Consider the following 23,253-nt stretch of genomic DNA (forward strand, 5'->3'; position numbering starts at 1 on the left):
TATGCCGGTTGAAAACTGGACCTCGAACCAGCTCGACGAACTGATTGCCTTCCGACGTGATCTGCATGAAAATCCGGAACTGCTCTATGATGTTCATCGCACAGCGGAAAAAGTCGCGGAAGCGCTGCGTGCGGCAGACCTTGATGAAGTCGTGACCGGCATTGGCCGCACCGGCGTTGTCGGTGTCATTCACGGACAGACCAACAAATCAGGCCGCGCTATTGCCCTTCGCTCCGATATGGACGCGCTGCCAATCCATGAAGAAACCGGCGCTGAATGGGCCTCAAAAATTCCGGGTAAAATGCATGCCTGCGGCCATGATGGTCACACGACGATGCTTTTAGGCGCGGCACGTGAACTGGCAAAAAGCCGCGCTTTCGACGGCACCGTCATTGTGATCTTCCAGCCGGCGGAAGAAGGCGGCGCGGGTGCCAAAGCGATGATTGATGACGGCCTTTTCAAGCGCTGGCCGGTCAATGAAGTTTACGGCATGCATAACCGTCCAAACCTGCCGGTCGGTGACTTCATTATCAACTCCGGTCCGATCATGGGCTCGGTCGATGTGCTGGAGATAACCATCGAAGGTGTTGGCGGACATGCCGCCTCCCCGCATCATACGATTGACCCAATTCCGGTGACGGCAGCGCTTATTCAGGCGATTCAGACCTTGAGCGCACGCACCATCGATCCGCTTGATTCCGCCGTCATTTCGATCACCACGCTTCATGGCGGTGACGCCTTTAATGTCATTCCGCAGAAGATTAAATTGACCGGTACAGTCCGCACATTGCGCGAAGAAGTGCGCAATCACATCGAGGAGCGGCTGACGCGTGCTGTTGCTGGTATTGCTGATGCTTTTAGCGCGAAGGCCACACTTGATTATCAGCGTAATTATCCCGTCACCATCAATCACGAACGTGAAACCGAACTGGCAGCCCTCGCCGCTGAGGCGGTTTCCGGTGCGGACCGCGTCGCGCGCGACATGCCCGCCACTCTTGGCGGCGAAGATTTTGCATTCATGCTCAATGAAGTGCCGGGCGCAATGATCAATATTGGCAATGGTCCAAGTGCCAATCTGCATCACCCGGAATATGACTTTAACGACGATGTGATTGCCTGGGGGGCTTCGTATTGGACGACCTTGGTCCGCCAGAGATTACCTGTGTGATTGCATAATAGTCAGAAAGCCGGGAATTTTTCCCGGCTTTTTTTGTCCACGTCTCTACCGACCCAATCGGAAGTGATTGTTTGCGCCAGCTATTCTTGAAAGCAGGCTCTCATCATGGCTGATCGCGACAATACCAAGACTGTGCTTCTCTGCAAGCATCGACAACAGTTGCCATATCTGTGCTTGTGCAACGGGGTCGAGCGCCGAGGTAATTTCATCAGCAATCAAAAATGCAGGTTTTGCGCCAAGTGCGCGCAGGATTGAGACACGCTGTAATTGTCCGCCTGACAACTCGTGCGGATAACGGTTTTCCCATTCTGTTTCAACGCCAAGAGTCCGCGCAATATCGGGATCGACCGGACCAGATTCAGCAATGATTTTTCGGATCTGCCAGCGTGGATTCATCGCTGCAAGCGGCGACTGATAGAGATATTGTACCGGCCAAAGTTTTGCGTCCGATAGGTTTTGCTGACCAAAAGAGACTGCACCGGAAACAGGACGGTTCAGCCCCGCAAGAATACGACCCAACGTGGTCTTGCCGCAGCCCGATGGTCCCGAAATACAATAGATTGTTCCCGCGCTCAGGCTCAGCGAAACATCGGTGAAGATCGTTCGTTTGCCATAGCCGGCCGTGATGTTTTTTGCTTCAAGCATAGGCATGGAAGTCATTTTGTGGCAGCGCACGCCAGAGTGATTGCGCATAGGTAGAACCGAGCGTTTCTCCTCTTCCGCTGAAGGCTGATGTTGGCGCCAGACAACACATTTTCCCGTCATTCAGAATCGCAATACGATCCGCATAGGAAAGCACAGGAATCAAATCATGTGTGATGAGCAAGACGGCACCGCCTTCATCAGCATGTTTGCGCAGTTTAGCCAGAATAATATCGCGATTGGTGGGATCCAGCCCTGCTGTCGGCTCATCTGCGATCAGCAATTTAGCCCCGCCGGAGATCGCCTGTGCCATCAAAACGCGCCGCGCCATGCCTCCTGAAAGCTGATGCGGATAAAGGCGGGCAACATCAGCACTCAAGCCCACATCCATCAGGCGACTTTCAATCGCAGGCGGCTTGCCAGCGCGGTTTGCGGCCCAGCCAATCAGCGCACCGACACTTGCCGTTGGGTCAAGATAAGTCGTTTGTTGTGGCAGAAGCGCGATTTCCCGGCCACGCTTTTCACTCAAGCTCTTCTTACACAACGGTTTTCCGTGAAAACAAATATCGCCTTCCGCAATGGCATTGTTTGGCAAAAGTCCCAAAATCGCATGAGCAAGCAGACTTTTCCCGGCCCCTGAATGCCCGATCATTGCAACAATCTCGCCCGGCGCAATACTGAGGTGAATATCCGACAGCCGGGTAATCATATCCTGGCTAAAAAAACCGTTATAGCGACGAAACGAAACGCAAAGATTATTGATTTCAAGCATCAGGTCTGAGCCTCCCTCGGACTGGTCAGGCGGCGCAATCCATTGGCGAGCACGTCAAAGCACAGCACCATGATCAATAAAGCCAAACCGGGAAAAAGCGCCAGCCACCAACGGCCACCGCTGATATGACGCATCGCTTCTGAGAGCATAATGCCAATGGCTGGCCGCGATGGTTCAAGCCCAAATCCCAGAAAGGTCAGACCGGCTTCATGCAAAATTGCATGCGGAAACATCAGCAGAAAGCCAACAAGCATTTGCGGCAACAGATGCGGAAGAATGTGGTTTATCAAGATAAAGTGGCGCGATTTTCCAAAACTGCGCGATGCTTCGACAAAAGGTGCGGCACGCACCTGTATGAGTTCAGCGCGCAGAATACGCGCGAAACGTGGCCAGTGAGAGATCGCAACGGCGATAATAACTGCCCCCGTACCGCCACCCAGTGCGAAACTTATAAGAATAAGCAAAACAAAATGCGGCATAGCCAGCATGCCATCGGTGACAAAACTGCCAATCGCATCCGCAGTTTTACCAAGGCCTGATAAAAGGACAATCACAAGGGCGATGACCACGGAAAAGCCTGCGGCAAGAATTCCAACGCGCAGGCTCAGCGTAAGACCGTGCAATGTACGGGCAAACATATCCCGTCCCATCTGATCCGTTCCAAACCAGTGCGAAAGGGAGGGTTCCATATTGCGTATCGCAAAATCGGAGCGAATACCCGTTTCACCATAGGCCCATGCAGCAATAGAGATCGCAACGATTATTGCCAGCGAAAACAGCGCACTGATCAATGCACGTATGCGTCCATTGAGAGGGATGAACATCATGCTCCCTCTCTCAATCGTGGATCAACAACGCGATACAGAAGATCGGCAATCATATTCCCGGTCGAAACAATCACAGTCATGAGCATTGCGATGGCAAGCAGCAGAGCCACATCGCCCCGAATGCCTGCTTCAACCGTGGCACGTCCCAATCCCGGCCATGCAAAAACCTGTTCGGCCAAAATGGCCCCGCCAAAAATCTCGCCTATTGAAGCAAAGAGCACCGTCAGGGCTGGTAAAGCGGCATTTCGAACACCGTGACGCAGGATAATGTCGCCCTGACGCGCGCCTTGGGCACGCGCAAACGTGATATAATCCGATTGCAGCACTTCAATAAGCTTGGCACGGGAGTGCAGAGCAATCTGCGCAACCCCGAAAAGCGTCAATGCCGATAATGGCAATATCAGATGCTGGACACGCTCAAGAAAACTCACCTGGTCAGAAGGAACGCCAATCGGACCTGCGCAACAGATTGGTGTCCAGCCGAGCTTAACCGAGAACAGCGCCAGCATCAGCATGGCGAGCCAGAACGTTGGCGTTGCCGCAAGAATATAACAGTACAATCGGATGGTGCGGTCGATCCAGCGCCCCTCATAAGCTGCTGAAACCAGTCCAAGGGCAAAGCCAAGAAGACCGGACAAAAGCCATGCAAGCCCCGTCAATGTCAGCGAAGCGCCAATGCGGCTGCTCATCACTTCGCTTACCGGTGCGTTGTATGTGATGCTGAAACCCAGATCGCCCGACAGAATATTTCCTGCCCATCGCGCAAACTGCTCATAAATAGGACGATCCAGCCCCCAGATGGCGGCAATCTGCATCTTCTGTTCAGGACCGACATAGGCCATGGCTGGTCCGAGATAAGCGTCAACCGGATCGATCGGCGAAGCTTTCATCAGCAAAAACACTGCGAAAGCAACGCACACGACCAAGGCGCCAAGGCGCAAAACCCGCAATGCAATTAAAGTGATGATCGCAACATTCACTCGCAGGTCCACCGCCAGTTTGCAATTGTTGCAGTCACCGGCCAGCCATGCCCATGCGGTTCGATCTGGGTTTTTCCAATATCGAGACATTTATTGGCCAGATAGACATGATCGAGATTGACCAGCCACGCCCATGAATTGTCGCCCTTCAGACCATAATAATCAGCAGCCTGCGACCAATAAGGCAGCGAAGCTTCAAGACTTTCTGCGCCCTGCGCTTTCTCAAAAAGCGCTTCAACCTGGCTGTTCGCATAATAGCTTGGGTTCATATATTCGACCCCGCGCAGCTTTTCAGCAAAGAGGCTATAAAGCTGGTAGGGTGAGTGACTGCCAAAGCCAAAAACCACAGGCTCGGAATGCATGACGCGTTCAATCGCGTCCCAGCTTCCACCTTTTGGCGTCGCATCAATACCCAATGGGCGCAGTAATTCGGCTGATGTCTCAGCCAATGCCTGCCGGGTTGCATCACTGGCAGGGTAATTGATCGGGAAAGCGGCTCTTATGCCGTCTTTGGATCGAATGCCATCATCACCGGCAACCCAGCCCGCTTCATCGAGCAGCGCTTTTGCAGCATCCAGATTGAACTCGACGGTATCCGCCTTACCTGCCCACGGCAATCCATCGGCAGGACCGAATGCTGGCGTTCCATGACCATGAAGCGCCACATCGACAATGAGCTTCCGATCCAGCCCCATATTGATCGCTTTGCGGACGACAGGATCGGAAGTCACTGCATTGCCCACTTTGCGACCATTCACGTCATGCGGCTTTACAAAAGGCAGGCTGAGCCCTCTGTTATCGACGGTCTGAACCGGTATAGCCTTAAATCCATTGGGAATGGTGTCGGCAAGCTGTGCAGGAACGGCAACCATATCAACCGCGCCAGCATTTGCAGCCGCAAGCCCCGGCGCTTCACCCGTGAAAAGGAACGTAATTTTCTCAAACGGTCCTCTGTCACCATAATAGGCGTCATTGCGCTCGACGATAAGCTGTTCACCTTCATTCCACGCGACCAGTTTATAAGGCCCGGAGCCGATCGGCTTGCGTGCATATTCCGTTCCATAGGTCGCAGCCGGAACAATGCCGAGTGTGTAAAACGCCTCAACAAAAGTGATCCATGGTTTATTGAGCGAAATACGAAGCGTGTTTTTATCAACGGCTTCCGCTTTTTCCATGACACTCAGATCAATCGCATTGGCTGATGCTTTGGCGGTATTGAATGTGAATGCAACATCTTCCGCAGTGAGCGGCGATCCATCGGAAAAGCGCACATCGTCACGCAGCTTGATGATCCAGACTTTACGGTCGTCGGAGAGTTTCCACTCGGTTGCAAGATCAGGGACAGTGCCAAGATCGACATCGCGCCGCAAAAGGGTCGATTGAAACAAGGGGTTTCCATAGCCACCCCAACCCGCCAGAGGATCAAATCCATTATCCGGCTCGCCGCCGATTGCCAGAACAAGGCTGTCTTTTGGCGCGGCACATGCCTGTGTCGCAGCACCCCATGTCACAATCGCTGCAATCGCAACCGACACCCAATTCATCGCACTCTCCGAAGTATGATCTTTTTACAGAATCATCTTACTGAGGGTGTTTGGCGGGCGCAATATACTTATAGGTAAAGTTCAAACTTTTATTGATATTCAACTGCTAGGCAGGCCAAACGAGCCCGTGAAATATCTTACACGGGCTCACTTATGCTTTTCCGAATAAATAATGCCAGATTACTTATCCATCTGTCTTTTCATGCCCCACAAGCTGAAAGCATTTTCGCCATAAAGCTCGTCATCCAAACCTTCACGCTGAATATCATCAGGCACCCGCAGATGACCAAAAGCATCCAGAATTTTTAGCAGGATCATCGTGATAATCCAGGCATAAGCAGCAACGATAACAACCGCCAGAACCTGAATACCAAGCTGATAGGCACTTGCCGACACAGCGTTGATATGGGAGCTCGCGGTAACACCGATCAGGACCGCGCCGGTCATGCCACCCACGCCGTGCGCACGCCAGACTTCCAATGTGTCATCAATTTTGAGCCATTTCTGCACATATTTGGCATTAAAGCAGACCGATGCGCCGATAGCACCGATGAGAAGCGCTGTGATCGGCTCCACATAACCTGCAGCAGGTGTAATCGTTGCAAGACCCGTCACTGCGCCCACAAGAACACCGGAGAAGGACGGACGACCGGATTCCTTCCATTCCCAGAACATCCAGACAAGCATAGCGATGGAGCCTGCAAGCATGGTGTTGGTGAAAGCATAAGCCGCGAGCGCATCGGCTGCATATGCGCCGCCGGCATTAAAGCCAAACCAGCCAAACCACAGAAGACCGGCACCGATGGCCACAAGTGGCAGGCTTGCAGGCCGCGATTCCGTTTCGCCGGGAGCGAGTTTGCGCTTTCCAAGATATTTGGCTGCGGCCAGTGCTGAAAAGCCCGCGGAGGCATGAATAACGATGCCGCCGGCGAAATCAACAACGCCAAGTTTCGCAAGGAACCCGCCGCCCCAAACCCAGTGGGCTGCTGGCAAATAAACTAGGATCGTCCAAAATGCGATAAAGAACAGATAAGCCCCGAACTTGAAGCGTCCGACAAAGGCCCCTGTCATCAGCGCAGGCGTAATGATCGCAAACATCATCTGATACGCAAACACCATAATGAAGGGAACGTTTGCTGCATAAGTTGGATTTGGCTCAATACCGACATGATACATGCCAAAATAGGTGGTGATATCACCAATGACGCCGCCTATGGACGGACCGAAAGCCAGACTGAACCCACCAAAAACCCAGATGAGGCCAACCACGCCCATACAAACAAAGTTCTGTATCATGATGGAAAGAACATCACGCTGGCGGACAAGTCCGCCATAAAACAAGGCCAGTGCGGGAGTCATCATGCACACCAGTGCGGTGCAGATTAGAATAAAGGCTGTATCGCCTGCGCTGATAGACTGCATGTTATTTTCCTTCAGATTTGGAACTCTGAACTATTTGAATTTTAACAAGAAAATCTAGTTATCTTTAACCAGATGCTGCGCCACCGGCTTATGTGGATGCGGTGCAAGTAGCTTCTTCGGCGCGATAAACAGATACAGTGTGAGCACATAGGGCGCCGTGAAGGATGGCAGTCCCATCGGAGACATAATCACATCATAAGCGCCTTGAATGAAAACAGTAACGATGGTTGCAAGCACTGCATAGGCAATCACCTTTCCATCCGTCTTCAGGAAAACAACGCCCACGGCAATGGCTGTCAGAACAGAACTGAAACCATAAAGCCCTTGAATGACGACCGCAGGATCAGCACGCATGCCAATGGCGGTTATCATCGCGATCAGCGATCCAAGCGCTGCTGCAATACCTGCCTGCCTCGACGCCACAAAAATGCCGAGCAGAATTAAAGCGCCGCTGACCTCGTTGCCAAGCAAAAAGACCTGCGCAATATTGCGGAAGAAAATTTGCACCAGCTCAATATTTGCGGGAATTGTAGCGGCCCCCTGCAAATAATCTGAGGCGAGTTTGGGACTGTCGCCAGTGACATCAAGCGCGCCAAAAGAATAAGCAGCCGCAACCATGAGCCAGCCCGTCAAAACAAATGGCCCTGTAGACCCCGGAATGCCCCAGCTTTTGGTAAGCGTTGCGCCGAATGCTGCTGTGATAACGGTGCTGAGCGCCGAGCCGATGATGATATAAAACCAGAGTTGAGGCGTGGCCGCGATAAATGTCGGCAAAGCAACACCAACAAGAATGCCATTAAAACCAAACAGGCCCGAATGAATGGATGGCTTATCGCAATCAAGCAATTGTGCGGTCAATGTAGCGACGATGAGACCAACGACTGCACCAATTGTGATTGCCCAGCCGCCCGTTGCATAGGATGCATAAGCAATTGCAGCAACAAACAGCAATCCGGTAAAGGCATTCTCCATAAAGAACACCTGTCCCGCCCCACGCAGGCAGGCGATTGGAAAACTCACTTTCTTGTCTGCCATTTCGATAACCCCTCTTAGCCAGATCTCCGCTCTGTCTATTTGCCTTCACGCATTACCCACCACAAAATCGCTTCGCACTTTTTGAGCACAAGTGCTTTAACGCCAAAGGAATTCCTCTGGTAACGTGCGACCGCGCGCCTCTTCCCGAACAATCTGCCAGAAATTGCGCACTTCAGCGCGCACGTCGTAGCTCTCCATGCCGACAGCGCGCAAAATGAGCCCCGCATTGTTGGGCAGCGCTGACACCCCGGATATTGCGCGTGGCGCGTCGGTACTGAAGTTCACCTGAACACGCTCTTTGATCCGCGCAGCAACATCGGGCGGCGTTATGCAGATGATATTTGCAAACGCGTCGTAGCCACGCATGACCGCAGCAAAATCGATGGTCGGATTGCCCTTTTCAATCAGGACCTTATCTGTAAACAGGCACTTGCCGTCTGGCCGCTTTGCCGAGATCAGCATGGAAAGCAGATCGAAACCAAAACGCTCGCTTTCATGATGATGCTTGCGTCCCGTCATCATCATCTCGCCATAGATGAGCGTCGCACTCTCATCAATCACAATATCGGTCTGATTGATGAAGCGGGAATTGCGATAGGGAATTGTAAAATCAGGGAGATATTCCAGATATGCCCCTGCTTCCACCGTCACGGTCTGATATTGTGAAGCATAATTGGCATCCATCTGATGAACACGATTAGCGCCCTGTGATGTGACCTGAGCACATGCGCCTTCACCCACATGAATATCGATCTTGTAGCGATCCCCCTGAAGAATGCCGCCGCCAATCGAAATGATTGAGCAGATCGGCAATTCCGGCATCGCCTCGTCCCAGTAAAGCGCCTGTTGCACCAGAAGCGGGGCCACACGATAAAGATCGTGCAGTACCGAGCGACCATTGCGTAAGGAGAAGCCCAAACGCAATTCGCCGATTTTGCCGGGTCCGGCAGCACGCATCTGTGCAGGCTGCGTATGATACCCGCTCAGTTCACGGGCTGCATCAAGTCGGCTTAGTCGCTCGTGTAAGCTCATGACATTACCCAGCCGCCTGAGAGGCTTGAGACGCCTGAACCGGTTTCACGTCAAACAGAGCCATATCAAGGATCAGTTGCATCAGATCGTCAATGCCTTCACCGGTTTTGCAATTGGTGAAAACAAAAGGCTTCTTGCCGCGCATCAGTTTGGAATCGCGATCCATAACCTCAAGGCTTGCACCGACATAAGGCGCCAGATCCTTCTTGTTGATGACCAGAATATCCGACTGGCAGACGCCAGCGCCATTCTTGCGTGGAATTTTGTCTCCGGCCGCAACGTCAATCACATAGATGTAAAAATCAGCGAGTGCTGGGCTGAATGTCAGCGTGAGATTATCGCCGCCCGATTCAATCAGGATCACATCACTGTCGGGATATTTTTCCTCAAGCTCTTCAACCGCAGCGATATTCATCGACGGGTCTTCACGCACCGCCGTATGCGGGCACGCGCCGGTCTCAACGCCAACGATTTTTTCTTCAATCAGAATGCCATTGAGTGTGCGCCTGACCTGCTTGGCATCTTCAGTCGTAACAACGTCGTTGGTAATAATGAGCGGCTTGATACCCATCTCAATGAGCCGTGGGGTGATGGTTTCAATAACCGCCGTCTTGCCCGAACCGACAGGTCCACCAATACCAATACGCGTGATTTTTTTCATGGTTCATTCCTGTTTGAATTTCCGAAAGCAAGTCTCACAAAATCGATTTCGACGGTGGGAGACATGCCTTAATTCATAAATAGCCGGACATGCGTTTTTGTGTGATGCGCAACCAGAACATCAAAGACGGGCGCGAAACTGGACATTTCATCAAGCGCCAGACCACACACATCAGCATAGTCGCTTTCAACACGGCTTTGCGAAGCAAATAATATGCGCTGCGTATCCAGATGATCGATCCGCATCAGTCGAACCGCAGCACTGAGAACCATCGACGCAACGCCGTATTGATGCACAACAAATGCCTGTTTCTCATCCGCGCCCATATGCGCCAGCGCGAGCGCCTGACCAACTGGAAAACAACCCGGCGTTTCGCCTGATTTAATGTCTTTCAGCCAGCGCTCAAGCTGTGGGAAATCGCTGATCTTGAGAGAGAGTTCAGCGAATTTCTTTCCCATTCTCGCAAGCATCATCTGCTGTTCTTCGCCAACCCGGCGATTCCATATCTCATGATCCGCAGCAAGCACGCTGTCATAATCACCCGCCACAATGGCACGATGCGCATGAAGAAAAGCGATACCATCCATATGGGCAGCCTGACGCACAACGAGCTCGACGAACTGATGCAAGCTTGCCGAATTGGTTACGACCTCAGTCTGCAAAGCGGATTCAAGCCCATTTGAAAATGCGAATGCACCAACCGGCAAGGTTGAATCTGAAAATTGCAGCAATCTCGCCAGAAGAACCATGTCCTGCCCGCAACGTGGTTCGCTTTTCTGTATGCCTGACATTACTTACCTGTGGTGATGGTGCCCGTGGTGATGCTCATGCCCATGATCGTGATCATGGGTGTGCTCATGACTGTGTTCATGGGTGTGCGCTTCCGAACCATGATGATGTTCATGAGAATGCTTATGCAAATCATGATGATGATGCGGGGTCGCATCGGCGCCGGCAAAGAGCATACGAACTTCCTTCGCATCGAGCTTTGCAGCAATCTCCTCGCCAGGAGCGAAATAGGTCTTCACTCTTTCAAAAGCATGCGTGCGCATCACCGATGCCATCACCTTCTGATCAACAGACAGCGGTACATAGACGGTTGAGCCTTTGATCACGGCTGGCCAATGCTGATTACCCAGCCCATGGCCGAGTTCAAAGCAAATGCGCAGGATGTCCTGCGGCGCGAGCTCTTCCAAACCTTCAAGCTCAATAACCATCACCTCTTTGAGGGCAATACGTGCCACAACAATGAGTTTCGCGGCTTCATCATAATGCAGCACATCGCCATCATGCAGATGCTCGGACCGCGGCAAAGAGATTGCAAGCTCAACGCCACCTTCACTCGCCTTGCGCAGACGGCTTTTCGGTGCTTCCCACTGCTCAAGGGCGAGATAGTCAACCTGCGCATGATGCGAACGCTCATGCCACACAGAATCCTTGATATTACCGAGTGTTTTCTCAACGAGAATCATAATTCCTCCGGAAGCAGGCGCTTCATATCGGCAGTCGAAAATGCGGCAAGACCAGCACTATTCGGTGTTTGCATCCAAAATCAAAACAGGAGGGAACGTTTTCGCTCCCTCCCGAGAGCGTCTTATCAACTGAAGAAGTAAAGCTGCGTCAAAGGAACATTGGTTGCAGGCTCAACAGTCGCATGTTTGCCATCAACGGTAACAGCAAATGTTTCCGGGTTAACTTCAATGGTCGGCAAAGCATTGTTACGAACCATCGAGCCCTTGCTGATAGCGCGGGTGCCGTAGACAGGGATGACCTGTGACTTCAGTTCATAACGATTGACGATACCGGCATCGAAACCAGCCAGCGAGGTAAATGTCGCGCGGGTTTTCGGCAAAGCCGATCCAAATGAGCCATACATCGGACGATAGATGACTGGCTGTGGCGTTGGAAGCGATGCGTTCGGATCCCCCATCAGCGCCCATGAGATCATGCCGCCTTTGATAACCATTTTGGGCTTCGCGCCGAAAAAGGCGGGTTCCCAAAGCACCAAGTCTGCCATTTTGCCAATTTCAATCGAGCCGACAACATGAGAGACGCCCTGTGCAATCGCCGGATTGATTGTCACCTTGGAAACAAAACGCAAGACGCGCTGATTGTCATTGCCCGACTTGTCGCCTTCATAGGCACCAAAGCGGGTTTTCATCAGATGTGCAGTTTGAATGGTCCGCATCCAGTTTTCACCGACGCGGCCCATGGCCTGACTGTCACTGGAGAGAATGGAAATCGCGCCAATATCGTGCAGAACGTTTTCAGCAGCGATGGTTTCCGGGCGGACACGGCTTTCAGCAAAGGCCACGTCGGTTGGAATTTTCGGGCTCAGATTGTGGCAGATCATCGTCATGTCAAACAATTCGGCCTGCGAATTGATGCCATAAGGAAGCGTCGGATTGGTCGAGCTCGGAATAACGTTTGACTGACCTGCAACACGAATAATGTCAGGCGCATGTCCGCCGCCCGCACCTTCGGTGTGATAGGTGTGAATGGTGCGGCCTTCGAAAGCGGCAATGGTATTTTCAACAAAACCGGCTTCGTTGAGCGTATCCGTGTGAATACAGACCTGAATGTCATATTCATCGGCAACGGTCAGCGATGTGCGGATAGCCTCTGGGGTACTGCCCCAGTCTTCATGGATTTTAAGCCCCATGGCACCGGCGCGAATCTGCTCTTCGATCGACAATGCCGATGATGAATTGCCCTTACCAAGCACACCGGCATTGACCGGCCATGAATCAAAGGAGCGCAACATCATTTCGATGTTCCACGTTCCCGGCGTGATGGTCGTACCGTTGGTGCCATCTGTCGGGCCAATGCCGCCACCAAACAGCGTGGTCACGCCATTGCTGAGCGCGGCTTCAGCCTGCTGGGGCGAAATGAAATGAACGTGCGCATCGATACCGCCAGCGGTCAGGATCAGATGTTCGCCTGAAATGGCATCCGTTCCCGGCCCAAGCGGCAGCGTGACACCCGACATGGTGGAGGGGTTGCCAGCTTTACCGATCCCGTAGATCAGGCCGTCCTTAATGCCGACATCCGCCTTGATAACACCCTGAATAGGGTCAACGATGGTCACGTTGGTAATGACCAGATCGGGCGCACCGGCTGCGCTCGTCAATTCATTGTCATACCCCATGCCATCGCGCAGCGTTTTACCGCCGCCATACACAGCTTCTTCGCCATAAACACGAAGGTCTTTTTCAATCTCAATATAAAGGTCCGTATCGCCGAGGCGAATCTTGTCGCCGGTCGTCGGACCGTAAAGATCCGAATATTGCTGCCTTGAAATCTTAGCCATCTCAGTATCCTGTTCGCTGAAATTCTAGAGCGCATCCCGAAAAGTGTGAATCGGCTTTCAGATAAGATGCACGTCAAACAAACGATTGGAGCGTCGAACTGATTAATCAGATCAAAATTCGCTCACAGACGGGCAATTACGGCTTGTTCTTGAAACCGTATTTCGCGACGCGCTCCATCGCATCTGTCAGGCGCGGACGGGAATCGTTGTAGCTCTCATCGCCAACCCAACCATTCACCAGACCGTTAAAGCCGAGCACGCGCTGCTTGCCTTGATAAGGAACGAGCACAACCTGTTTTTCATCACCCGGTTCAAAACGAAGAGCGGTCGTTGCGGGGATATTCAGGCGCTTTCCGAACGCCTGCTCGCGATCAAATTCAAGATCGGCATTCACTTCAAAGAAATGATAATGCGAACCGACCTGAATAGGACGATCGCCGGTATTGCGGACTTTCAAAGTGGTTGTTGGGTATCCGGCATTGATTTCAATATCGCCTTTGCCGAGAACCAAGCCTCCAACAGGAGTCTTTACCTTATCTGCAGCCATAACTGAGCCTCCGTAGGATTTACTGGATTGGATCGTGGACAGTAACCAGGCGACTGCCATCGGTGAAAACGGCTTCGACCTGCACATAAGGAATCATTTCGACAACACCTTCCATCACATCATCTTTGGTGATGGTTTTGCGCGCGAGTTCCATGACTTCTTCGAGCGTCTTGCCAGCGCGCGCAGCATCAAGTGCAGCCGCAGCAATCAAAGAAACAGTCTCAGGATGATTGAGCTTCAAACCCTGATCTTTACGGCGCTGCGCGACAATCGCCAGCGTGTGAATCATAAGTTTGTCGATTTCCCGGGGCGTGAAATGCATACGTAACCTCCGTACCAAGAAAAGGGGGAGATCGGCATTCTATAAGCCCACCCCCAAAATAAAGCCATCACGAAGAAGCTATCAATCTATTTTACGAGGGGCAATAAGTATTTTACATACAACTCAAATAAACATTGAATAAAAGGAACAAAAAAATAACAATACACAACCGATCTATAAATTTTTATATAAATCATTAAAAAGTTTAAAAAACTTTCAAACTACTTCATATTGTCCTTACATTTTGGTTAAAAAAATCACCCAAGATGCTGCCATCAACATACAAAGAACCATAACAACTATACCGGTGCGCGAAAACTCAGCAAATGATATCTTGATACCGCGCGCAGATGCCTGCTCTACGACAATAATTCCTGCGAGGCTGCCAAAAATAATCATATTACTTGAAAAACCTGTCCCCAGCGCAAGCGCTGCACCCAAGGCATCAGACCCAGATCCTGACTGAAGATAGGGTACCAGCAACATAACCGCAGGATTGTTCCCCACAAGATTGCTCAGAACGCCACCGACAAAAAACAGGGAGATCGGCTCGTTAAGATCAAGCCCGGCTTCGCGGAAATAACCGAGAACATTTTGCGGCAGGCCGGTCGCAGCAATGGCTGCATTGACAACAAAAAGTCCCATGATCAAAAGCAGAAGATCACCATCGACATGTTTAAGCATATCGTGAGAAGAGATTTTGCGGCTGACCAGCAACACCCCCGCGCCCGCCATGGCGATGAGCTCTCGCGGCAAGTCGCTAAAAATAAACATTCCAATGACAATCACCGCAACGATTGCCGTCTTTGCCGTTTCAAGCGCATCAATCGCACCGTCCTGCCCTGCATCTGCCATCGAAGACGGCTGCTGCGTGAGTTGCCAGCGATTGCGATAGGCCAGAACGATGACACCCCAAACGATCGGCAGCGAAAGAAGAGCCGGTACTGCGGCCGCACTCAGAAAACCATTGAATGATAACCCAAGCTCCTGCGCAACAATCATATTCTGCGGGCTGCCGATCAGCGTTGCTGTTGAACCTGTGTTCACTGCAAAACAAAACGCAAGAAGAAATGGCACAGGGTTTAGCCCTCTTGTGAGGGTAACGGACACGAGCAAAGGCGTCATCGCCACCGCGACGACATCCTTTGTCAAAAAAGCAGAGAATGCAGCGCCCATAAAAACCAGAACGCCAACCAGCAAAGGCGGTGATAATGGCAGCTCGGTTACGCGCTTCGCCGCCCAGCCATAAAAGCCCGAAACCGAGAATCCAGCCGACACGACCATCAGTCCGAAAAGCATTCCCAGCGTCCGGTAATCGATGGCATTCCACGCAGCCTGTGCTGTTATGCTACCGGTCACCAGCATAGCGAGAGCGCCTATAATGGCAGCTCCCGTGCGGTCGACCTTAAATCCGGGAAGAGTTCCGCAGCCCATCGCAAGATATACGAGTATAAAGACGATGACTGTCAGATCCATAATCACTCGCTTTTTAAAAGATGACTCTTCGCAGCCCCGAACCTAGACTGACAGAGCAATCTAAATCAATGATTCTAATATGAATATTCGGTCTCAAAGCCTATTCATGGTGCGCATTGTGGGGAATGATTGAAACATCGCCGTAAACGACTGCACGCTGCGAAATGATGGAATTTGCGAATTCTTTTACAGCTTTTGCTTCGCCGCGAAGCAGGCTCACCTCAAGGCACAGGTCTTCGTTGAGATGAACATGCAGGGACGCCAGCGACATATGATGATGCTCATGGTGCGATGTGGTCAGCTTTTTCGCCAGATCACGCGCTTCATGCTGATACACATAGCTTAAGACGCCAACGCATTCTGTCATCGCATCAGATGCAATTGCCGTGTCTTTTATACTTGCCCGAACAAGATCGCGCACGGCCTCCGAGCGGTTGGCGTAGCCTTTTAAAGCAATCAAAGCGTCCAGTTCTGTCATAAGATCATCATCGACAGTGATGGTAATTCTTTGCATCGGCTTAACGCTCCATTGCAATTAGATTCGGCACAATCCGTATTGTGCAGATAATCTTAAAAATTGCGATGCCTTGTACCGACTTGACCAGACGGCCCTCAATAGCAGCAGCGGATAATTGATGGATTGCTTTCCGCAGCAGACTGACTTCTTTGTTTTAACGCGCATCGTGTCCCGAAAGCCAGTTTCCGCCTTTCGGGAGCGCTCTAACCGTCATTGTAAAGTCGCCCCTCGCCCTGCATCTGATCGATAGGGGCGCTCATTCTAGCCCGAAATCCGGAAGGAGCATAATCGGCCTCGACATTGCCTGTTCCCATAAGACCCATTCGGATGAGTTTTGACCCAAAGCCAATTTTGCCAGGCTTGGTTATTTCAGGCCCACCCGTCTCACACCAATTCAGAAGCAGCGTGGACGTTCCCTCATGATCAGCGGTATTCCAGCAGATGGAAATACGCCCAGCATCATTGGATAATGCACCGTATTTGATAGCATTTGTCGTCAGTTCGTGGATCAAAAGCGACACTGAACTTGCAGCTTTCGGCCCGATAAAAATGTCGCTGCCTTCAACATCAACACGCTGATCAACACCGAGTGCAGCAGTAATTTCAGCGATGATCTGTGCCAATGACCCACTTGAACTTTTTCCAAACTGCAAGACATTATGCGCACTGCTTAACGCAAAAAGGCGTCTGGAAAATGCGTTAAGTTCGTCTTCATTATCCTGGCTTTTAAAGGTCTGGCTGGCGATTGCGCTGACAATGCTAAAAGTATTTTTTATGCGATGCGCAAGCTCGGCATTCATGATCCGCGCATTTTTCTCGGCCTCAACTTTTCCAGTCGTTTCAATGACAGTGTCCATCATGCCGCCAACGCTGCCATCTTCATTTAAAATCGGGCTGTAGCAGAAGGTGAAATAACACTGTTCATCAAAGCCCGAACGATTAACGAGCAACGGAAAGTCTTCAATAAACGTGGCCTCTCCCCGCATCGCCCTTTCGGCTATCGGCCCAATATCCTCCCATACTTCAGCCCATATTTCATTGAATGGCTGGCCCATGCAGTTCTGCTTGTCGCGAAGAATCGTTCTGAAAGCATCGTTGTAAAACGTGATAAATTCCGGCCCCCAGGCAATGGCTTTCGGAAAATGCGACGTCAGCATCATCTGAACTGCTGTCTTAAGCGGGCGCGGCCAGCTTTCCGGCTGGCCCAACGGATTCTTTGACCAATCTATTCTTTTGATTTCTTCAACCGCTTCACCCGCTATAGGAATGAAGAAAAACCTGTCTTTCAATGGGGGCACCCTTCTCGATTACCAAATGTGCTCGAAAGCGCCAGAGAGCGAAGGTTTTTGCCTTAGGAAAGTGGCGAAGCAAGGACTCCAATAACATATTAGCAATTATACTGATAACTAATATTTCAGCATGGACTCCCACATTTCTTATCGCTCAGCGTAGAAGCCTATTGTTCAACAGGCTTCTGCTGTGCCGCCTTATCAGGTTGAATATAAAGCGTTTCAGATGAGAATGCGAAGTCGGCACCATGCGCATGCACGATTTCGATGATCTTGAGATAGACCTCTTGCTGTGCCTGAAGCCAATCAGCCCAACGGGTCGTTTTCGTGAAACAATAGACCATGATATTGAGCGATGAATCTGCAAACGCATCGAAATAAACCAACAGACTCTGTGTCTGATCGATTTTTTGGTTGGCCTTGAGCATCGACCTTATGTCGTCGACAACCCCGGCAATTTTGTCACCATCTTCGTATCGCAAACCAATCGTCGTATTAATGCGCCTGTTGGTCATGCGGCCCGGATTTTCAACGCTGATCGTCGAAAAGGCTGCATTGGGAACATAGAGCGGACGATTGTCGAAGGTTTTGATCTTGGTAAGTCGCCAGCCAATTTCCACAACGGTGCCTTCAATATTCCGATCTGGCGAGCTGATCCAATCGCCAATGCTGAACGGGCGGTCAAAATAAAGCATCACGCCCGAAAAAAGATTGCTCAGAACATCTTTGCCGGCCACGCCGATAGCGATGCCACCGATGCCACCAAAAGCGAGCAGGCCGGAAAGACCAATCCCGAATTGCTCCCCGAACAGCAGCATCAAAATCAGGAATATTGCCAGTTTTAATATGCGCGCAACCATACGTGCGGACGTCACGTCATTGCCGCGGTCAATCTGGCTATGGGTCAAACGGTTGATCAACTGGAAGAGCTGCTGCATGGCGATCAGAGCCATGAAGAAGGTCGACAGGGTATTGATGAGTTCCGGTGTGATCGCGGTTATTTTGTAATCCGCAAGCAACATATAGGCGACCTGCCTGAACGTCATGATCAAGCCGAACATTGACGCCACAAATGTGAGATGGGCGATAATACTTCTCGACCACCCCTTTTTGTGCCGGATGAGAAACCAGAACACGAAGGCGGCAACGGTTAAAAGCAGAATAATACCCGCAGCTATCCAGTATTTCGCCATTTTACCCCGTCTCCCGCATGCCTGTTTTCACTTACTGCGCAGACGCAACGCCCGGCAGGCTTGTGCTTGATGTCAACGCACCTGTGAAAAACGCAAGATTGGCAGCAGCAATCAATGCTGCCGCATGAGCATCCGTTTGCGCCAGCTTTGCATCCAGCAGAGAATTGTTCGTCTCATTCACCACCGTAATCGTACCCAATCCATTTTTATAGGATTCAAGTGCAGCGTCAAAAGCTGTGCCAGATGTCTGAACCAGTACATTGGCGGCCTTATTTGCCGCCAGAGCCGTTTTCAGACTATTGGATGCAAGAACAATTTCCGCAACCGCATCAAGTTGTACGCGACGAAAAGTTTCTGTTGCTGCACTGTGCGTGGATTGCGCATTCTTGAGCTGTGCCGCACGCAGTCCTCCGTCATAAAGGGGCATTGTCGCGCCAACGAGAATGCCCATGCCCGACGACTGATTACCGATTGTTGGCAGGCTTCCGGCGTTGAAACTGTTGGATGTGGAAGCAAGCGCACCCGCCACAAAGACTTTCGGCAAGAACTCCGCCTGCGCCACCTTGATCCCGGAATTACTGGCCTGCAAAGCAGCGTAGCTTGCAATAAGATCGGGTCGCCGCGACAAAGCTGTTTCTACAACCGATTGTGTCACGCCATCAAATTTTGAAGGCAGCGGTCTGTTCATTGAACTCTCAACATTGATGTTCAACATGGCATTGACGCCCATTGACGCCAGAAGCGCCTGATAAAGGGTCTGCTGCTGCCCCTCTGCCTTAACGAGCCTCAATTCCGACTGCGCAACCTGCTGTTTGGCGAGCGCAAGCTCAACTGTTGTCGCTCGTCCTTCATTGAGCTTGGCCTGAACCGCCGCAAGAACGGCCTTGCTGTTACGCAAGGTCTGTTGCGCGATGCGGTGGCCAGCCACTGCGGCGCTATATTCATAATATGTTCGTGTAACATCGAAGATCAGTTTCTGATGCATCGCATTGAACGTGACATTGGCTGCAAACGAAACCTGTTTTGCAGCCTCTGCCAATGCTGCCCGCTGGCCAAAATCGAAAACCAGCCATTGCAAGGCAAGAGAGGGTGATACGCCTTTCAGCGTCGTATTGACGTCACGCTCACCGATAAGCGGGACATCGACGGGTGTTGAGGTTCTTTGCACGCCGCCAATAACATTGGCAGAGATGATCGGCAGCATTGTCGCTTCGACCATTCCGACAGCAAGGGCCGCCTGCCGCGCTTTTTCCCACGCATTGCGGGTACCCGGATTGCTGCGCTGCGCGAGGTCGATCAACTGCGCCAGATCATAAGAAGGTCGCGTATCAACTGCCACAGGGCTGGAAATCAAAGCCAGCTCCGGATTGGAAGGAACACTAAAATCTTTCGTCCGCGACGGCGCATTGGCGGGCGAGCCTTTGTGCTGATCGGCCTTCCACGGCTGATCAGGTGCTGATGGCGCCAGCTTCAAAGCATCGGTCGCACAACCACTAAGCACGAAACCAAAAGCTGAAAGAAACGCTATGGAGGCTGGAGCAGAAGACTTTCTCATGCCTTACCACCTGCCAAAAGAGCTTCCATATGCGCAAGATGCTTATCGATTTTGTTTGCCCCCTCATTTTCTGCGTCCTCGGCAGAATACGCCTGCTTTTCCAGTGAAATTTCGCTTTGTATGCCATCGGATTTTATGCGCAATGAGAGCGCATTCAATCTTTCAACAGCATCAGGCATGACCTGATCGGAAAAGTAGACTTCCTTGTTGAGTGAAGCAAGCTGATCGGCAAAGCCATCAAAGGTTTTTTCAAGTTTCTCTGATGGACGAAGGGCCGCAGGCTCAAAAGGCAGCAGATAAAAGCAATAACGCACTTCATCAAGCAGACGCTCTGTTTCGGCGGCAGTGTTGATCATCTCCGCTCGTTCGTCCGGTGCAACCGATGCAATTTCAGCTATCTTTCGCGCAGCATCGGAGAGACGCTGGCGAATGACGGTGACAACCGGCGCAGGCCAGATCAGCGTCGAGACCAGATAAACCGCAAAATTCCCGACCAGGATGCCAATAATACGGTCGCGCGCCGTGTCCATATCGGTGGTCGGGCCGAAGCCCTGCAAGACGGTCAAAGTGAATGCGAGGCCGATCTGTACGCCACCATAGGACACTTTTTCACTGCCTGCAGAGACCCAAGCCGCAAGCAGTGCCACCGCAAAGACCAGAACCATGAGACTGCCAACAGATTCAAGTTGCGGCATAAGAAATATAAGCGACGCAATGCCAATAGCAGCACCGACAAGACAGCCGGTGATGCGCAAAGTCAGCTTATGGATTGTATCACCCGCCGTACCAAGGGAAGCGACATAGCAAGTGACCATCGCCGTATGAATGCCCTGCCAGTTAATCGCCGCATAAAACACATAGCAGAGGATCGCCGCCAAAGTCGTTTTAAGCGCAAAACGTTGATAGATGGGATTGGTAAAAGCGTCTGCAGCAAAGAACGAGTCGCCAGAACCTTTTCTATAATCGGTTTTTTCGCTCCCAGCGATATTTCTAAGCGCCTGTAAGATACCCGCCTCCTGCCTTTGGGCAGACGTGTCAGGCATCGCTTCGGGCGGTGGAAGCGGTGCGTCTTTATCAAGCGCATCGACCATTTTATCGATTTGCCCGGCATAATGCTGGCGTTTCTCAGCTGAGAGATCAGCGGGAAGCGCAGAGGCTGCAAAAAGCAATTGATAAGAAGCGGTAATATCCGTCTGAATGTGGGCCAGTCTTTTTTTCGTGGTCTGATGCAATATTTTAACAAGCATCGAACGTTTGTTCTCGTCTTCGTTGGCGGCCCCAAGCTTTTCCCGCAACAAAGGGTTCATGATGGGATTGTTGTCTGCGAGCACCTTGCGCGCCACTAGCAGGCGTTCACGCAACTCCTCGCGCAGCAGTGTCAGGCTCCAGCGCCCGAAAAACAGGCTAAAGCCTGCAATCACAAACATCGGCAGGATGGCCATTTCCCATGCATATCGCAAAGCAAGCGAAATCACGCCATTGATCGGGACCTCATTCACAAGGCTGAGAATAAAGGCAATGATCAGCGCGACAATGCTGCCCCCTTCGCCAAGCTTGCTGGCAGCACCAAGGAAAATGAATATAAATGAGACGGCGATCATCACGAGAATGCGCAGCAATGCGGATTCAACGGTCCATGCTAGCACCGGCACCATCAAAGCCACCAGCAGTGTAATGGCAATGATGGCAGCGGTTGCTACAACGGTGTTTTCGGCTCCGTCGGCTTTCATGAGGAAGATAACAAGGTAGCAGCTAATAGCCGATTCCGGGATGTGAAACATCATCGCGATGCCTGCCACAAGGGCGCAAACCGCTGCAACACGCCATGCGGTTGCCATGCGGCCCGGAAAAGGCGCCAGATCCGCTAGAGTTTCGCGGATTGCGTCCCAGAGCGTGTCGTTAACACTCGTTGCCATTATGCACTGTCACAACGGCTGATGCGCCGGAGCGTGTCAGCTCGGCTGGCGGATCAATCAGTTTTACGCGCACTGGAAACCGTTGCGCAATTCTCACCCAGTTCAGATTCTTCGGCACATAAGGCAGGTTGCGTGGTATATTGATGAGATCTTCCGATGAAACGCCCCAACCGATACCTTCAACACGGCCTTTGACGACAATCGAACTGTCGGCAAGAATTCGCACCTGCGCGCAGCTTCCCACCTTGATTCCCCCCAACTCGGTTTCCGGGAACGTAGCGGATGCATACCAGCTTGAAGTATCGATCAATGTGAACAGAGACTGCCCCGGCGCAATGATCTGACCGGTCCCGTTGAGAACACTCACAATTCTACCATCATGCGGTGCCGTGACCACAGCATTATCCAGATTGTGCTGCGCCAGTGCGAGTGCGGCCTGCCTTGCTCGAACCAACGCCTGCGCGCTATCCAGCGTACCGACAATTGTTGTTGCGGCCTCAGCCTGCTTGACTGCCTGTGCCAGACTGATCTGCGCATCATTGCGCAGGGTCTTCGCATCATCAACCTGCTGCCGCGTGACATAGCCTTTGGGACTGAGTGCTTCAAGGCGCTTGAGCGTGGCTTCTGCAAGATCCAGATTTGTTCGCGCACGCACCACTTGCTGGTCGGCTATCTGGGCATTTTGTGATTCAGCATGCACGGCGCGCCTTTGTGAATCAAGTGCCGCCTCTGCAATTGCAAGATCAGCCGCCGTCTGATCTACGAGAAGCTTAAGCGGCACCGGGTCGATTGAGAAAAGTATATCGCCTTTTTTGACTTCCTGATTTTCTTTAACATTTATTGAAATAACCTTGCCGGGAACCGTTGCAGCAATATTAACAATATTGGCACCAATAACGGCATCGTTTGAAAGCGGATTCTGATTGGCCTCACGCAGGTAAAGCCATGCCAACACAAAGGCGACAATGATCAGAATGCCGGTGAGCAGAACGCCAACCGTACTGAATTCTCTTTTGCTATAAGCGTTATTTTCCAT

Annotated in this window: 22 protein-coding genes; 1 reads left to right on the forward strand and 21 read right to left on the reverse strand. The window is 51.6% G+C overall.

Annotation, left to right across the window (positions count from 1 at the left end):
* The first annotated feature begins 1 nt into the window (after nt 1).
* Entirely contained in the window at nt 2–1,168 is a 1,167-nt protein-coding gene (locus OPR82_RS15330; protein ID WP_265985795.1) for a M20 aminoacylase family protein, read from the forward strand.
* Between the two features lie 54 nt (nt 1,169–1,222).
* On the opposite strand, the gene OPR82_RS15335 is transcribed toward OPR82_RS15330, so the two are convergent.
* The 21 genes from OPR82_RS15335 to mdtN form a co-directional block, all read right to left on the reverse strand.
* Nucleotides 1,223–1,822 (reverse strand): ABC transporter ATP-binding protein, encoded by a 600-nt coding sequence (locus tag OPR82_RS15335; RefSeq protein WP_265985797.1) that lies wholly within the window; start codon nt 1,820–1,822, stop codon nt 1,223–1,225.
* Nucleotides 1,815–2,591 carry an ATP-binding cassette domain-containing protein gene (locus OPR82_RS15340; RefSeq protein ID WP_265985799.1) on the reverse strand — a complete coding sequence of 259 codons (777 nt, stop codon included), beginning with the start codon at nt 2,589–2,591 and terminating at the stop codon, nt 1,815–1,817. Before OPR82_RS15340 ends, OPR82_RS15335 begins: the two co-directional genes overlap by 8 nt.
* On the reverse strand, nt 2,591–3,418 hold the full coding sequence (locus OPR82_RS15345) for an ABC transporter permease (RefSeq protein ID WP_265985800.1): 828 nt from the start codon (nt 3,416–3,418) through the stop codon (nt 2,591–2,593). Before OPR82_RS15345 ends, OPR82_RS15340 begins: the two co-directional genes overlap by 1 nt.
* Nucleotides 3,415–4,398 carry an ABC transporter permease gene (locus OPR82_RS15350; RefSeq protein WP_265985801.1) on the reverse strand — a complete coding sequence of 328 codons (984 nt, stop codon included), beginning with the start codon at nt 4,396–4,398 and terminating at the stop codon, nt 3,415–3,417. The genes OPR82_RS15345 and OPR82_RS15350 overlap by 4 nt, the downstream gene beginning before the upstream one ends.
* Nucleotides 4,395–5,942: an ABC transporter substrate-binding protein gene (locus tag OPR82_RS15355; RefSeq protein ID WP_265985802.1), complete on the reverse strand. Its 1,548-nt coding sequence runs from the start codon at nt 5,940–5,942 to the stop codon at nt 4,395–4,397. Before OPR82_RS15355 ends, OPR82_RS15350 begins: the two co-directional genes overlap by 4 nt.
* Before the next feature lie 180 nt (nt 5,943–6,122).
* Complete coding sequence (locus OPR82_RS15360) at nt 6,123–7,364, reverse strand: ammonium transporter (protein WP_265985803.1); 1,242 nt, start codon at nt 7,362–7,364, stop codon at nt 6,123–6,125.
* 54 nt (nt 7,365–7,418) lie between these two features.
* On the reverse strand, nt 7,419–8,399 hold the full coding sequence (gene yut, locus OPR82_RS15365; RefSeq protein WP_265985804.1) for an urea transporter: 981 nt from the start codon (nt 8,397–8,399) through the stop codon (nt 7,419–7,421).
* Nucleotides 8,400–8,495: 96 nt separating this feature from the next.
* Nucleotides 8,496–9,431, reverse strand: a complete 936-nt coding sequence (locus OPR82_RS15370) for an urease accessory protein UreD (protein WP_265985806.1) — start codon at nt 9,429–9,431, stop codon at nt 8,496–8,498.
* Between the two features lie 4 nt (nt 9,432–9,435).
* Nucleotides 9,436–10,092, reverse strand: a complete 657-nt coding sequence (gene ureG, locus OPR82_RS15375; protein ID WP_265985808.1) for an urease accessory protein UreG — start codon at nt 10,090–10,092, stop codon at nt 9,436–9,438.
* 68 nt (nt 10,093–10,160) lie between these two features.
* Entirely contained in the window at nt 10,161–10,883 is a 723-nt protein-coding gene (locus tag OPR82_RS15380) for an urease accessory protein UreF (protein ID WP_265985809.1), read from the reverse strand.
* A gap of 3 nt (nt 10,884–10,886) precedes the next feature.
* Entirely contained in the window at nt 10,887–11,564 is a 678-nt protein-coding gene (gene ureE / locus OPR82_RS15385; RefSeq protein WP_265985811.1) for an urease accessory protein UreE, read from the reverse strand.
* 125 nt (nt 11,565–11,689) lie between these two features.
* On the reverse strand, nt 11,690–13,402 hold the full coding sequence (locus OPR82_RS15390) for an urease subunit alpha (RefSeq protein WP_265985812.1): 1,713 nt from the start codon (nt 13,400–13,402) through the stop codon (nt 11,690–11,692).
* 136 nt (nt 13,403–13,538) lie between these two features.
* Entirely contained in the window at nt 13,539–13,949 is a 411-nt protein-coding gene (locus tag OPR82_RS15395; protein WP_265985814.1) for an urease subunit beta, read from the reverse strand.
* 19 nt (nt 13,950–13,968) lie between these two features.
* Nucleotides 13,969–14,271: an urease subunit gamma gene (locus OPR82_RS15400; protein ID WP_265985815.1), complete on the reverse strand. Its 303-nt coding sequence runs from the start codon at nt 14,269–14,271 to the stop codon at nt 13,969–13,971.
* Between the two features lie 237 nt (nt 14,272–14,508).
* A complete protein-coding gene (locus tag OPR82_RS15405; RefSeq protein WP_265985816.1) occupies nt 14,509–15,747 on the reverse strand; it encodes an ArsB/NhaD family transporter in 1,239 nt (412 codons plus the stop codon).
* A gap of 100 nt (nt 15,748–15,847) precedes the next feature.
* Nucleotides 15,848–16,261 (reverse strand): nickel-responsive transcriptional regulator NikR, encoded by a 414-nt coding sequence (nikR, locus tag OPR82_RS15410; RefSeq protein ID WP_265985817.1) that lies wholly within the window; start codon nt 16,259–16,261, stop codon nt 15,848–15,850.
* A 206-nt stretch (nt 16,262–16,467) separates the two neighbouring features.
* On the reverse strand, nt 16,468–17,553 hold the full coding sequence (locus tag OPR82_RS15415; protein WP_265985818.1) for a PAS domain-containing sensor histidine kinase: 1,086 nt from the start codon (nt 17,551–17,553) through the stop codon (nt 16,468–16,470).
* Nucleotides 17,554–17,720: 167 nt separating this feature from the next.
* Nucleotides 17,721–18,746 (reverse strand): mechanosensitive ion channel family protein, encoded by a 1,026-nt coding sequence (locus OPR82_RS15420; RefSeq protein WP_323054558.1) that lies wholly within the window; start codon nt 18,744–18,746, stop codon nt 17,721–17,723.
* A 31-nt stretch (nt 18,747–18,777) separates the two neighbouring features.
* Nucleotides 18,778–20,301 carry a TolC family protein gene (locus tag OPR82_RS15425; protein WP_265985819.1) on the reverse strand — a complete coding sequence of 508 codons (1,524 nt, stop codon included), beginning with the start codon at nt 20,299–20,301 and terminating at the stop codon, nt 18,778–18,780.
* Entirely contained in the window at nt 20,298–22,217 is a 1,920-nt protein-coding gene (locus OPR82_RS15430; RefSeq protein ID WP_265985820.1) for an FUSC family protein, read from the reverse strand. Before OPR82_RS15430 ends, OPR82_RS15425 begins: the two co-directional genes overlap by 4 nt.
* Entirely contained in the window at nt 22,201–23,253 is a 1,053-nt protein-coding gene (gene mdtN, locus OPR82_RS15435) for a multidrug transporter subunit MdtN (protein ID WP_265985821.1), read from the reverse strand. The genes OPR82_RS15430 and mdtN overlap by 17 nt, the downstream gene beginning before the upstream one ends.

Source organism: Ochrobactrum chromiisoli (assembly GCF_026241335.1).
Taxonomy (GTDB): domain Bacteria; phylum Pseudomonadota; class Alphaproteobacteria; order Rhizobiales; family Rhizobiaceae; genus Brucella; species Brucella chromiisoli.

What these genes read in the sequence shown, in the direction of transcription:
- OPR82_RS15330 (WP_265985795.1), top strand. Translation starts at nt 2, where the DNA reads ATGCCGGTTGAAAACTGGACCTCGAACCAGCTCGACGAACTGATTGCC.
- OPR82_RS15335 (WP_265985797.1), bottom strand. Translation starts at nt 1,822, where the DNA reads ATGCTTGAAGCAAAAAACATCACGGCCGGCTATGGCAAACGAACGATC.
- OPR82_RS15340 (WP_265985799.1), bottom strand. Translation starts at nt 2,591, where the DNA reads ATGCTTGAAATCAATAATCTTTGCGTTTCGTTTCGTCGCTATAACGGT.
- OPR82_RS15345 (WP_265985800.1), bottom strand. Translation starts at nt 3,418, where the DNA reads ATGATGTTCATCCCTCTCAATGGACGCATACGTGCATTGATCAGTGCG.
- OPR82_RS15355 (WP_265985802.1), bottom strand. Translation starts at nt 5,942, where the DNA reads ATGAATTGGGTGTCGGTTGCGATTGCAGCGATTGTGACATGGGGTGCT.
- OPR82_RS15360 (WP_265985803.1), bottom strand. Translation starts at nt 7,364, where the DNA reads ATGCAGTCTATCAGCGCAGGCGATACAGCCTTTATTCTAATCTGCACC.
- yut (WP_265985804.1), bottom strand. Translation starts at nt 8,399, where the DNA reads ATGGCAGACAAGAAAGTGAGTTTTCCAATCGCCTGCCTGCGTGGGGCG.
- OPR82_RS15370 (WP_265985806.1), bottom strand. Translation starts at nt 9,431, where the DNA reads ATGAGCTTACACGAGCGACTAAGCCGACTTGATGCAGCCCGTGAACTG.
- ureG (WP_265985808.1), bottom strand. Translation starts at nt 10,092, where the DNA reads ATGAAAAAAATCACGCGTATTGGTATTGGTGGACCTGTCGGTTCGGGC.
- OPR82_RS15380 (WP_265985809.1), bottom strand. Translation starts at nt 10,883, where the DNA reads ATGTCAGGCATACAGAAAAGCGAACCACGTTGCGGGCAGGACATGGTT.
- ureE (WP_265985811.1), bottom strand. Translation starts at nt 11,564, where the DNA reads ATGATTCTCGTTGAGAAAACACTCGGTAATATCAAGGATTCTGTGTGG.
- OPR82_RS15390 (WP_265985812.1), bottom strand. Translation starts at nt 13,402, where the DNA reads ATGGCTAAGATTTCAAGGCAGCAATATTCGGATCTTTACGGTCCGACG.
- OPR82_RS15395 (WP_265985814.1), bottom strand. Translation starts at nt 13,949, where the DNA reads ATGGCTGCAGATAAGGTAAAGACTCCTGTTGGAGGCTTGGTTCTCGGC.
- OPR82_RS15400 (WP_265985815.1), bottom strand. Translation starts at nt 14,271, where the DNA reads ATGCATTTCACGCCCCGGGAAATCGACAAACTTATGATTCACACGCTG.
- OPR82_RS15405 (WP_265985816.1), bottom strand. Translation starts at nt 15,747, where the DNA reads ATGGATCTGACAGTCATCGTCTTTATACTCGTATATCTTGCGATGGGC.
- nikR (WP_265985817.1), bottom strand. Translation starts at nt 16,261, where the DNA reads ATGCAAAGAATTACCATCACTGTCGATGATGATCTTATGACAGAACTG.
- OPR82_RS15420 (WP_323054558.1), bottom strand. Translation starts at nt 18,746, where the DNA reads ATGGCGAAATACTGGATAGCTGCGGGTATTATTCTGCTTTTAACCGTT.
- OPR82_RS15425 (WP_265985819.1), bottom strand. Translation starts at nt 20,301, where the DNA reads ATGAGAAAGTCTTCTGCTCCAGCCTCCATAGCGTTTCTTTCAGCTTTT.
- OPR82_RS15430 (WP_265985820.1), bottom strand. Translation starts at nt 22,217, where the DNA reads ATGGCAACGAGTGTTAACGACACGCTCTGGGACGCAATCCGCGAAACT.
- mdtN (WP_265985821.1), bottom strand. Translation starts at nt 23,253, where the DNA reads ATGGAAAATAACGCTTATAGCAAAAGAGAATTCAGTACGGTTGGCGTT.